The organism is Candidatus Atribacteria bacterium (genome assembly GCA_011056645.1).
Classification (GTDB): Bacteria; Atribacterota; Phoenicimicrobiia; order Phoenicimicrobiales; family Phoenicimicrobiaceae; genus Sediminicultor; species Sediminicultor quartus.
This window is the reverse complement of record DSEL01000070.1, coordinates 1-11,592: the sequence shown is the minus strand read 5'-3', so window position 1 is coordinate 11,592 and position 11,592 is coordinate 1. Positions and strand designations below refer to the sequence as shown.

The following is an 11,592-nucleotide window of genomic DNA, read 5'->3' as shown; positions in this document are numbered from 1 at the left end:
GTAAAAAAGAAATAGTACGATAGAAATTTTAAGTCAGAAGATAGAATATAATAGTCAGAATTTGGAATAAAAATAAGAAAGATTGAATAATAAGGAGGTGGTGATCGAAAGTAATTAAAAATTTTCAGTGGAAATTTACTTAACTTTATTAAAAGAAAAAAATAATATGGAGGAAATATATTAAATGGCTAATAAAGTGATTGAAAATTTATATTATACCAAGAGTGACGAATGGTTAAAAGTAGAAGATAGTATTGGTACAATAGGAATTACTGATTATGCTCAGGACCAGTTGGGAGATATTGTTTACCTGGAGAAAATTAAAAAAGGAACCAACTTGAAACAAAATGACACCTTAACAACTATTGAATCGGTAAAAGCTGTATCTGATATAAAAATCCCGGTAAGCGGTGAAGTGACTGAGATCAACATAAAGGTTATTGAAGACGCTTCTATTATCAATAAAGAACCTTACCTTGAAGGTTGGATTGCTAAAATAAGAATAGAAAATAAGGATGAGCTAAAAAACCTGATGAGTGCTCAAGAATATTCTGAATATCGAAAAGAATAAAAGAATAGAGGTATTATAAATATGAGATACATCCCTGCAACTAAAGAACAGAAAAAGGAAATGCTGAAAGAGATAGGGGTTTCTTCTTTTGAAGATCTAATTGAAAATATTCCTAAAAATCTCCGATTAAAAGATAAATTAAATATTCCAGAGGCAATATCAGAACAAGGATTAGAAGATAAAATTTTTCATATTGCCAAGAAAAATGCTGATTTCTACTCGATGAAGTCTTTGTTGGGCGCCGGTTCTTACTATCACTATATTCCTGAAGCAGTAAAATTTCTCATGCAAAGAGAAGAATTTTGGACCTGCTATACTCCTTACCAGCCTGAATTGAGCCAGGGCACCTTGCAGTCTATATTCGAATTCCAAAGCTATATTTCCCGGCTTACTAAGATGGAGGTAATCATTCCTTCTATTTATGATGCTGCCTCAGCAACTGCTGAGGCAGCTTTGATGTCCTTAAGATTAACCCATAAAAATAAGATCATAATTTCAAATTTACTTCATCCTTATTATCAAGAAACAGTGAAAACCTATTTGGCTCCCCATGAAACCGAAATTATTGATCTACCCAATAAAAAAGGCTTAGTTGACATGGAAAAACTAAGCAGTTTAATAGGAGAAGATGTCGCAGCGATCATTATTCAAAGTCCCAATTTTTTTGGCAGCATAGAAAATTTGGCTGAAATTTCCGGATTAGTGCATTCTAAAAATTTACTATTAATTAATGTAGTGACCGAAAGTATGTCTTTGGGAATTTTAAAAGCTCCCGGAGAGATAGGTGTGGATATCGTGGTTGGTAATGCCCAATCATTTGGAATGGATGTAAATTATGGGGGTCCTTATAATGCATATTTGGGAACCAGGAAAGAATATATTAGACAGATCCCCGGAAGGATCGTCGGCGAAACAGTAGATGTTGAAGGAAAACGAGTTTTTGTAATGACTTTGCGAGCTCGCGAACAAGATATCAGGAGGGAAAAAGCAACTTCTAATATCTGCACTAACCACAATCTTAATGTCCTGGCTTCAAACATTTATCTTTCTTTGATGGGTACTGAAGGTCTATATCAAATTTCTCTTCTCAATATAAAATCTGCTCATTATTTTGAAAGCTTACTATTAAAATCGGGACAATTTGAAAAAGTCTTTGATTGCCCTTTTTATAATGAGTTTTTGCTAAAAAGCAAAAAAGATATATCTAAAATAAACAAAAAGTTATTAGAAAACAATTTTATTCCTCCCCTAAAGATTTATGAATTTTATCAAGAGGAATATCTAAAGAATGTCTTACTCTTTGCAGTTACTGAGACCTTAAGCAGGGATGATCTAATCAAAGCTGCTAAGATTCTTTCGGAATAAGGAGGATCAGAAATGAAACTAATATTTGAAAAAACAATAAAAGGTAGAGACGGTTACTCTCTGCCTCAAGATCTCTATAGTGATATTAGAATTGAAGAGTGTTTACCAGAATATGCGCTTAGCAAAGATAAAAAATTGCTTTGTGAAGTATCAGAAGTAGATGTGGTAAGACACTTTACAAAACTTTCTAAATTAAATTATGGACTCGACGATGGATTCTACCCCTTGGGTTCGTGTACCATGAAATATAATCCCAAAATAAATGAAAAATTGGCTTCACTAAATCGTTTCACACAGGCTCACCCCCTGGCTTCCGAAGAGACTGTACAAGGTTGTTTGGAGATTATATTTAATTTAAACGAACTGCTTTGTAAAATAACCGGCATGGATAAATATACCATGGCTCCGGCAGCGGGAGCACATGGGGAACTAACCGGTATTCTTATCATGAGAAAATATTTGGTAGATCGCGGAGATATCCGTCACAAAATGCTCATTCCTGATTCTGCTCACGGTACTAATCCTGCTTCAGCTGCGATGGGCGGCTTTCAGGTCGTGGAGGTAAAATCAAATGAAAAAGGGACAGTAGACCTTGAAGAATTAGAAAAACTAATGGATACAGATACGGTTGGATTAATGTTGACTAATCCCAATACCGTAGGATTATATGATGAAGGAATAGAAGAAATTGAAAGAATTGTCCATAGTAAGGGAGGTCTTCTCTATTATGATGGAGCAAATCTTAATGCTTCCATGGGAATCATTAGACCAGGGGACGCTGGTTTTGATGTAGTTCACCTTAATCTACATAAAACTTTTTCTACTCCTCACGGAGGAGGGGGACCCGGCGCTGGAGTCATTGGAGTGAAGAAAGCCTTAATCCCTTACCTCCCCACTCCAAATGTTGCTTTTAACCTTGATCAAAAAAAATATTATCTTTCAGATTCCGGAGAAAAGAGTATTGGCATGGTAAGGGCATTCTGGGCTAATTTTTCAGTATTGGTTAAAACTTATGCCTGGATTCTTAGTATGGGACCAAATGGTCTTTATGATGTTTCAGAAACCAGTATAATCAACGCTAATTATATCTTAACTAAATTGAAGAAGTATTATAAACCAGCTTATGACCGTTTTTGTGGACATGAATGTACGCTTACCGGAAGAGAATATAAAAAATATGGAGTAAAAACTTTAGACATCGCCAAAAGAATCATGGACTATGGCATGCACCCGCCCACTATTTATTTCCCGCACTTTGAACCTTATGCTGAAGAAACTATCATGGTAGAACCAACTGAATCGGAAAGTAAGGAAACGCTCGACAGATTTATTGATATTATGAGAAAAATTTCTGATGAAGCTAAAACAAACCCTGACTTATTAACTACTGCTCCTCATATCACCCCCATTAGAAGGACCAATGATGCTTTAGCGGTAAAGAGAGCAATTTTGACTTATGATGATGAATTGAAACTCAAAGATGAACTAAATTACAAAAATGAAAATATTGAATTTTGATCGGGAGGTCTAAAATATGGAAGAATTATTATTAACTCCTCTCCACGAGGAACACTTAAAATTAAAAGCAAGAATGATACCCTTTGATGGTTTTGATATGCCTGTTCAATATACAGGTATCATAGAAGAACATTTTGCAGTCAGAGAAAAAGTGGGTATCTTTGATGTATCTCATATGGGAGAAATAGAATTACACGGGAAAGACGCCCTCCCCTTTGCTGATTATCTGGTAACCAATTCGTTAATAAAAATGAAAGATGGGGACATAAAATATTCTCCTTTATGTTACCCTCACGGAGGCCAGGTTGATGATCTTTTTGTCTATAAAGTAAAAGAGGATTTTGTGCTTTTAGTGATAAATGCCTCACCGAATTATTCAATCAAAGATTATAATTGGGTGGTAAAAAATAAAGGTAATTTTGAAGTGGAAATATTAAATAAAAGTCGTAATTATGGAGAAGTTGCAGTCCAGGGTCCTAAGGCAAGTGAACTTTTAGATACTTTATTTAAGGGAGAAATTTCCCTTAAAGAATTGGGGCGTTTTAAATTTATGATGGGGGAATTATTCGGTAAAAAAATTCTTATTTCTCGAACCGGCTACACCGGAGAAGATGGTTTTGAAATCTATTCCTTTATGCCGGAAGATATCATAGTTATCTGGCAAGGGGTTCTCAAAGAAGGCCAAAATTTCGGAATAAAACCTTGCGGATTGGGAGCAAGAGATACCACTAGATTTGAAGTATGTTACTGGCTATATGGTAATGATATCGATGAAACTGTAAATCCCCTGGAGAGCGGACAAGGCTGGACGGTAAAACTTGAAAAAGAAAATTTTATCGGAAAAGATGCTTTACTTAAAATACGGGAAAAAGGAGTTCACAGAAAATTAGTAGGGCTTTATATCCCCCAAGGTGGTATCCCCAGAAGCAAAATGGAAGTGAGGAAAGAGGGGAAAAAGATAGGATATATAACTTCTGGAAATTATTGTCCTTCTTTGAAAAAGGTGTATGCTATGGCTCTCTTGGACCTACCTTTTTCTGATAAGGGAAACATGGTAGAAATAGTTATTAGAAATAAAGAGATTGAAGCTGAGGTAGTAAAAACACCTTTTCTACAACCATTTAACAAACGATAAAAACAAATAAATTGACTTTTTTCTCAAAAAAAGAAGGATTTTAAACTTTACTGTCGAATAGATTATTATTAGTCAAAAAATGACAGCAATAGAAAATTTTTTTAATAGACAGTGAGGTGATGCAATGAAAATACTGCTTTATAACCGTATAAGGAGGTGATAACCTATTTAATAAGTGCCTGCTTAAAATTACCAGAACAAAAACTATTAATTTTATTTCTAGCATAACACATTATTCTTACCTTAATTTTTAACTATCTTTCAAGTATTAATAATATAATGTAGGAGGATTTTTATTTATGACAGCTATTATGGATTTCTTGACGATCCTTGATGATTTTGTCTGGGGACCACCCATGATGATAGCATTAGTAGGAACTGGAATATTCTTAACTATCAGATTAGGTTTCCCGCAATTTTTACATACCGGTTATGCCTGGAAATTAATCTTTAAAGGTGCTTTTAAGAAAGAAGATTCCTCAAAGGAAGAAGGAGACATCACTCCTTTTCAAGCTCTTACCTCAACCCTTGCCGCCACAGTAGGAAACGGTAATATCGCCGGAGTGGCTACTGCAGTTGCTGCCGGTGGGCCGGGAGCATTAGTCTGGATGTGGATAACTGCCCTTTTCGGAATGTGTACTAAAATGTGTGAAGCTACCCTGGGAGTAAAATACCGGATCAAAGATAAAGACGGCGCCTTTGCCGGAGGTTCGATGTATTTTATCAAAAAAGGGTTAGGGCAAGGATGGTTAGGCTGGCTTTTTGCCTTCTTTGGTGCAATCGCTGCTTTCGGTATCGGAGATGCGGTCCAAACCAACTCTATGGCCTTAGTAGGGAATAGCGTATTTAATATCCCGGTAGTAGTTACTGGTATTGTATTGGCCTTTTTAGCCTGGATAGTTGTTGTCGGTGGAATTAAAAGAATCGGGGAAGTGACTGAAAAATTAGTCCCCTTTATGGCTATTTTTTACATCATAGGGGCATTGATTATTATCATCGCTAAAATCAATCTTCTCCCCTGGGCTATTGGAGAGATATTTAAATCGGCCTTTACTGGGAGGGCTGCTTTTGGTGGATTTGCCGGGGCTACCGTAGCTCAAGCTATGAGATTCGGAGTAGCAAGAGGAATATTCTCTAACGAAGCTGGTTTAGGTAGTGCCAGTATGGCTCATGCTGTTGCTAAAACCCCTCATCCAGCACGCCAGGGTACCATTGCTATGGTCGGGGTTATGATCGATACTTTAATTATCTGTTCTATGACCGGTATTGTTATTGTACTGACTAAATCTTTAGAAACCGGCCTTACCAGTACTGCCCTTACTGCTCATGCTTTTTCCTCAGTATTAGGGGGCGTAGGAGGTCCAATTGTTGCCATTGGTTCCTTATTATTTGGTTACTCTACTATTATTACCTGGTGTTTCTATGGCCAACAATGTGCTCGATTCATACTCGGTCCTATGATAGTTAAACCTTATGCCTGGCTTTTTGTTTTAGTTGCCTTTTTAGGTGCTGTAGTAAAAGTTCCTTTTGTCTGGTTGCTTACTGATGCCCTTAACGGAGCAATGGCTATTCCTAACTTAATCGGTTTGCTCTTCTTAAGCGGAGTAATGGCTCAAGAACTAAAAGATTACTTTTCTAATCCTGAATTGTTAAACCGTTAAGATTTATTTTCTGTAAAGAAAGCAAAAAATGGCATTTTGATTTTCTAATCAAAATGCCATTTTTTTATCTAAATTCTCTTTTATCTATAAAGAACCTTTAGTACATTCCGCCCATTCCGCCGCCCATTCCTCCTGGAGGCATAGCTGGCATATCTTTCTTTTCTTCAGGTTTATCGCTAACCAAACATTCGGTAGTAAGAATCATTCCACCTATGCTGGCAGCATTCTGTAAAGCAGATCGGGTCACTTTGACCGGGTCAACAATACCCGCCTTGATCATGTCGGTAAATTCTCCAGAGGTAGCATCAAAACCGATTCCTTTTTCTTTGCCCTTTAATTGCTCTACAATCACCGAACCTTCATAACCAGCATTCTGGGCAATCTGCTTTGTAGGAGCTTCTAAAGATTTGATGATAATTTTTGCACCGATTTTCTGATCACCTTCTAATTTCATATCTTCCAAGGCTGAAATAATGTTAACCAGAACAGTCCCGCCTCCGGCAACAATACCTTCTTCTACCGCTGCTTTAGTTGCAGACAAGGCATCTTCTACTCGATGTTTCTTCTCTTTCAGTTCAGTTTCAGTAGCAGCCCCTACTTTAATAACCGCTACTCCGCCAACTAATTTAGCTAATCTTTCCTGTAATTTTTCTCGATCATAATCTGAGGTAGTATCATCTATTTGAATTCGAAGTTGGGCTTCTCTTTTCTTGATTTCTTTTGTATCTCCTTTTCCTCCGACTATAATGGTCTCTTCCTTGTTTATCTTAACTTGATGAGCAGATCCTAACATTTTTATTTCTGTATTTTCTAATTTTAGACCTAATTCTTCAGAAATTAACTGCCCTCCGGTTACTGTAGCAATATCAGCTAACATCTCTTTTCTTCGGTCCCCGAAACCGGGTGCTTTCACAGAAACACAATTTAGGGTTCCTCTTATTTTATTAACAATTAAAGTAGCTAAAGCCTCTCCTTCGATATCCTCAGCAATAATTAATAAGGGTTTACCTGATTGAGCAACTTTTTCTAAAATAGGCAATAAACCTTTCATGTTGCTTATCTTAGAGTCGGTTATTAAAATATGAGGATCATCTAAAATAGCTTCCATTCGTTCTGCATCGGTTACCATATAGGGAGAAATATATCCCTTATCAAACTGCATACCTTCTACTACATCTAAAGTCGTTCCTAATGTTTTAGATTCTTCTACAGTTATTACTCCATCTTTTCCTACTTTTTCCATTGCATCAGCAATGATGTTTCCTATTTCCCTGTCAGCAGCAGAAATAGTAGCTACATTAGATATAGAATCTTTATCACTAACTTCTATACTTAATTTTTTTATTTCACTGACTGCTTTTTCTACGGCTAGATCAATTCCTTTCTTTACCATAATAGGATTAGCTCCAGCTGCTACATTTCGTAAACCTTCATGAATAATCTCCTGGGCTAAAACAGTTGCCGTAGTAGTACCATCTCCAGCAATATCATTAGTCTTGGTTGCTACCTCCTTAACAAACTGCGCTCCCATATTTTCGAAAGCATCTTCGAGATCAATCTCTCGTGCAATAGTAACACCATCATTGGTAATGGTAGGGGAACCAAATTTTTTATCTAAAACCACATTTCTCCCCTTGGGACCCAAGGTAATCCTTACGGTGTCCGCTAAGGTTTTTGCGCCTTTCTCTAAGGCTCTTCTTGCATCTTCATCAAATAAAAATTGTTTTGCCATTTACTTTATCCTCCTTTTATATCTAACCTCTTTATATTTTTTAATAATTAAATTGTTTTCGAATTAATTTTAATCTGGGTGTTTATACTTGATTATTTAACGATGGCTAAAATATCTTTTTCGCTCAGAATGAGATAATCTTCATCGTCATCCCCTTTAATATCTGTTCCGGAATATTTTGCGTAAACTACTTTATCTCCTTTTTTAACGGTCATGGGAATTATTTTTCCCTCTTTGTTAGCGCCACCAGGTCCTACTGCCAAGACTTCCCCTACTTGAGGTTTTTCTTTAGAAACAGTATCCGGAAGTAGAATTCCTCCCTTACTTTTCTCCTCTTCGACTATGGGTTTTATCAATACCCGATCTTCTAGTGGTTTTAATTCCTTTACGTTCACGTTCAGTAACCTCCTTTAATAATATTTAATATTTATAAATTAATTAGCACTCTCATAGTAAGAGTGCTAAAATCACCTTACTTATATTATATAAACTTAATAGGAAAAGCAAATCTCTTTATTGGCTATATTTCGCTATATTTCGTGATAAATTGTGATTATGATCTATTTATTGCTATTTTACTTCTATTTAATTATTTTTTCTCTCTAATGGTAATCTTGATATTGCATCCAGATTGAAAGATGATTTTATATTTTCTTTAAATCTATAATATCCAGCAGAAGCGACCATAGCTGCATTATCAGTACACAAAAAAGTTGAGGGATAGAAAACCTTTATATCTACTAAATTTGCCTTTGCCGTGATCTCTTTTCTTAGAAGGCTATTAGCCGCAACACCCCCAGCTAAGATAATCTGTTTAGATCTAAATTCTACTGCAGCTCTTATGGTTTTTTTTACCAAAACATCAATTACTGCTTGTTGGAAAGAAGCTAATAGATCCTTAACGGGTATGTTTTTATCTTCTTTTTCTAACTCCTTTATAGTGTAGATTACGGCAGTTTTAAGGCCGCTAAAACTAAAATCGTAAGTTTTATCATTTAAAAGAGGACGTGGGAATTTGATTGAAGAAGGTACTCCATCCCTGGCTAATTTTTCAGTAATCGGCCCACCGGGGTAACCCAAGCCCAGCACCTTAGCTATTTTGTCGAAAATCTCTCCTGCTGCATCATCTTTAGTCTGTCCTAATAATTTATATTCTCCAAAGCGGGTTATGTTTAACAAAGATGTATGCCCGCCAGATACAATCAAGCAAATAAAAGGAGGTCTTATTTCATGATGCTCCAATAGATTTGCGAAAATATGAGCTTCCAGGTGGTTTATTCCGATCAAAGGTATATTTTGAGCATAAGCTATTGCTTTCGCGACAGATAATCCTACTAGGAGTGATCCTACTAAACCTGGCCCATAAGTTACTGCAATTGCAGAGAGATCAGTAACCTTTTTTCCAGATTGAGCTAAAGCCTTATCAATTACCGGGATGATATACTCCATATGTTTACGTGAGGCTATTTCGGGGACTACTCCACCATATTTTTGATGAATACTTATCTGAGATGTGACTATATTCGAAATAATTTTCTTTCCGTCTTCTACCACAGCAGCTGCTGTTTCGTCACAAGAAGTTTCGATTCCCAGTACATAATCGGGCATATAATTTTTCCCTTTCTAGATAAAATATGGAACTTAATAATTAATCAATTTACCGATTTACCAATTCGCCTATTATTTCTGGTCTACCGATCTATCATTGAATTAATCATAAATTATCGGTTTTTGGTTTTTTAGAAAAAAGAAATTAATTTGTGATTTTTTAGTGTTCAGTTATCCATTTAGTTTCGTGCTTATAATTTTTTGCTATATATTTATTATATCCGCAATATATTCAACTCTATTAACTATTTTTCTTTACTATATACTATCTAAATATTTGTTTTTTAATTCAATTTCTTTTCCATTACCAAGGCATCTTCTTTGTCGTCTTGATAATAATTTCTTAAAATACCCATCACTTTATAGCCATTTTTTTTATAGATATCTTGGGCAATAGAATTTGATCTTCTTACCTCTAAAGATATTTTCTTGATTCCGAATATAGCCGCTTCTTTTTCAATAAACTTCAGTAATTTTTCTCCATAGCCTCTTCTACGAAATTTTTCGCTAACAGCAAGGTTGGTAACATGAAAACTTCTTTCCTTGTGCCAAAGGCCAAGATAACCTATTATCGTATTGTCTTTCTCTAAGACAAAATACCTTGCATAGCTATTGTTAGTTAATTCACTAAAAAACAGGCTTTGAGTCCAGGGAGCGGAAAAAGATTGTCTCTCAATTACCAATACTTTCTTTAAATCCTTTATTTCCATAGGACGGATAACTTTTGCGTTATCATGTGGCTTAATCATGATCAATCACAACTTTTTTTCTCCCAGATAATTTCAGCCTGGGACTTTCTCAGATAAAAAGGAGAAAGTGTAGAAATATTATCTTTTTCCCCTTTTTTAAGCTTGTTTAAACCTAAAAATGCCACACTGGCGGCTACCGACAAGTTTAATTGTGAATCAATAAATAAAGCATTTTCACCTATTTTTTCTTTAATAAATTCTCGATATTTTTTTGTTGCAATTCCCCAAAAAATGATTTTTTCTTTTAAGAGGGTAAGACGGGAAAAAAGGTTTTGAATGTCTTCGCATTTATAATCCATTATCCTATGAAAGGATTCTCCTCCCCGAAATACCGCATCATATATTTCATCTTTCTTGGATTCTAAAATAGGGCATATTAAATATGGTATTTCTTTAAAGGGGAAAGCCATGGCATCTAAAGTAGGAATCCCTAATAAAGGTAATGAGCGGGCATAACACAGCCCCTTTGCTACCGATAAACCAATGCGGAGTCCGGTAAATGAACCCGGGCCCAGGGAAACCGCAATGCCATCAATTTCCTCAATTTTTAAGTCTACCATCTCTAATAAATTTTTTATAGTCGGTATTAAAACAGAAGAATGTCTTTTACTTAAATCATTAACCTTATACTCTGTAATGATTTCCTCATCTTCAATTAATCCTAAATTACATAATTTAGTTGAGGTATCAATCCCTAATATTTTCACTTCTGTTTAACTCCTCTATAAAGTTATTAAACCTACCACCTCGAGGTTCAAAAGAAATTAATCTTTGAGAGCGATCTTTAAATTTGATATCGATCTTTAAGTGTTCTTGGGGTAAAAACTGTTCAACCTTTTCTGACCATTCAACAACGGTTAAGCCTTCTCCGTAAAAATATTCCTCATAATTTAATCCTAATATTTCTTCCTCCTTATCAATTCTGTAAAAATCAAAATGAAAGATGGGAATTTTTCCTTTATATTCATTGATAATATTAAAAGAAGGGCTGGTAACATATTCTTGTACCTTCAGCCCCTGAGATATTCCTTGAATGAAACAGGTTTTACCAGCACCCAGTTCACCGTAAAAAGCAATTAAATCTCCCGGTTTAGCTAATTTACCTACTTTCTTTCCTATTTTTTTTGTTTCTTCAGGGCTTTTAGTAATGATTGTTAAATTCATCTTGATCAATTCTCCAATGTATCAATAAAATTAGTCGTTAGTGAATAGTGAATAGTCGTTAGTATTAAATTCAAGATACACTATAATAT

General features: G+C 35.4%; 11 protein-coding genes. 5 read left to right on the top strand and 6 right to left on the bottom strand.

Going from position 1 to position 11,592, the window contains the following annotated elements:
- The first annotated feature begins 184 nt into the window (after positions 1 to 184).
- From gcvH to ENO17_02895, 5 genes are all read left to right on the top strand, one after another.
- Positions 185 to 571, top strand: coding sequence for a glycine cleavage system protein GcvH (gene gcvH, locus ENO17_02915; protein ID HER23988.1), 387 nt, complete (start codon positions 185 to 187; stop codon positions 569 to 571).
- 21 nt (positions 572 to 592) lie between these two features.
- Positions 593 to 1,936, top strand: a complete 1,344-nt coding sequence (locus ENO17_02910) for an aminomethyl-transferring glycine dehydrogenase subunit GcvPA (protein HER23987.1) — start codon at positions 593 to 595, stop codon at positions 1,934 to 1,936.
- 12 nt (positions 1,937 to 1,948) lie between these two features.
- The gene (locus tag ENO17_02905) at positions 1,949 to 3,454 is read left to right on the top strand and encodes a glycine dehydrogenase subunit 2 (protein HER23986.1); all 1,506 of its coding nucleotides are present in this window, start codon (positions 1,949 to 1,951) and stop codon (positions 3,452 to 3,454) included.
- A 16-nt stretch (positions 3,455 to 3,470) separates the two neighbouring features.
- Complete coding sequence (gene gcvT, locus ENO17_02900; GenBank protein HER23985.1) at positions 3,471 to 4,589, top strand: glycine cleavage system aminomethyltransferase GcvT; 1,119 nt, start codon at positions 3,471 to 3,473, stop codon at positions 4,587 to 4,589.
- Positions 4,590 to 4,888: 299 nt separating this feature from the next.
- A complete protein-coding gene (locus ENO17_02895; GenBank protein ID HER23984.1) occupies positions 4,889 to 6,250 on the top strand; it encodes a sodium:alanine symporter family protein in 1,362 nt (453 codons plus the stop codon).
- A gap of 97 nt (positions 6,251 to 6,347) precedes the next feature.
- Here the strand turns inward: ENO17_02895 and groL are convergent, their stop codons facing one another.
- The 6 genes from groL to tsaE all read right to left on the bottom strand — a co-directional run bounded on the left by groL (position 6,348) and on the right by tsaE (position 11,503).
- Complete coding sequence (gene groL / locus ENO17_02890) at positions 6,348 to 7,982, bottom strand: chaperonin GroEL (protein HER23983.1); 1,635 nt, start codon at positions 7,980 to 7,982, stop codon at positions 6,348 to 6,350.
- A 92-nt stretch (positions 7,983 to 8,074) separates the two neighbouring features.
- Complete coding sequence (locus ENO17_02885; GenBank protein HER23982.1) at positions 8,075 to 8,383, bottom strand: co-chaperone GroES; 309 nt, start codon at positions 8,381 to 8,383, stop codon at positions 8,075 to 8,077.
- Between the two features lie 184 nt (positions 8,384 to 8,567).
- On the bottom strand, positions 8,568 to 9,590 hold the full coding sequence (gene tsaD / locus ENO17_02880; protein ID HER23981.1) for a tRNA (adenosine(37)-N6)-threonylcarbamoyltransferase complex transferase subunit TsaD: 1,023 nt from the start codon (positions 9,588 to 9,590) through the stop codon (positions 8,568 to 8,570).
- 284 nt (positions 9,591 to 9,874) lie between these two features.
- The gene (gene rimI, locus ENO17_02875) at positions 9,875 to 10,345 is read right to left on the bottom strand and encodes a ribosomal-protein-alanine N-acetyltransferase (protein ID HER23980.1); all 471 of its coding nucleotides are present in this window, start codon (positions 10,343 to 10,345) and stop codon (positions 9,875 to 9,877) included.
- Positions 10,342 to 11,046 carry a tRNA (adenosine(37)-N6)-threonylcarbamoyltransferase complex dimerization subunit type 1 TsaB gene (gene tsaB, locus ENO17_02870; GenBank protein HER23979.1) on the bottom strand — a complete coding sequence of 235 codons (705 nt, stop codon included), beginning with the start codon at positions 11,044 to 11,046 and terminating at the stop codon, positions 10,342 to 10,344. The genes rimI and tsaB overlap by 4 nt, the downstream gene beginning before the upstream one ends.
- Complete coding sequence (gene tsaE / locus ENO17_02865; GenBank protein HER23978.1) at positions 11,027 to 11,503, bottom strand: tRNA (adenosine(37)-N6)-threonylcarbamoyltransferase complex ATPase subunit type 1 TsaE; 477 nt, start codon at positions 11,501 to 11,503, stop codon at positions 11,027 to 11,029. Before tsaE ends, tsaB begins: the two co-directional genes overlap by 20 nt.
- Positions 11,504 to 11,592 lie beyond the last annotated feature (89 nt).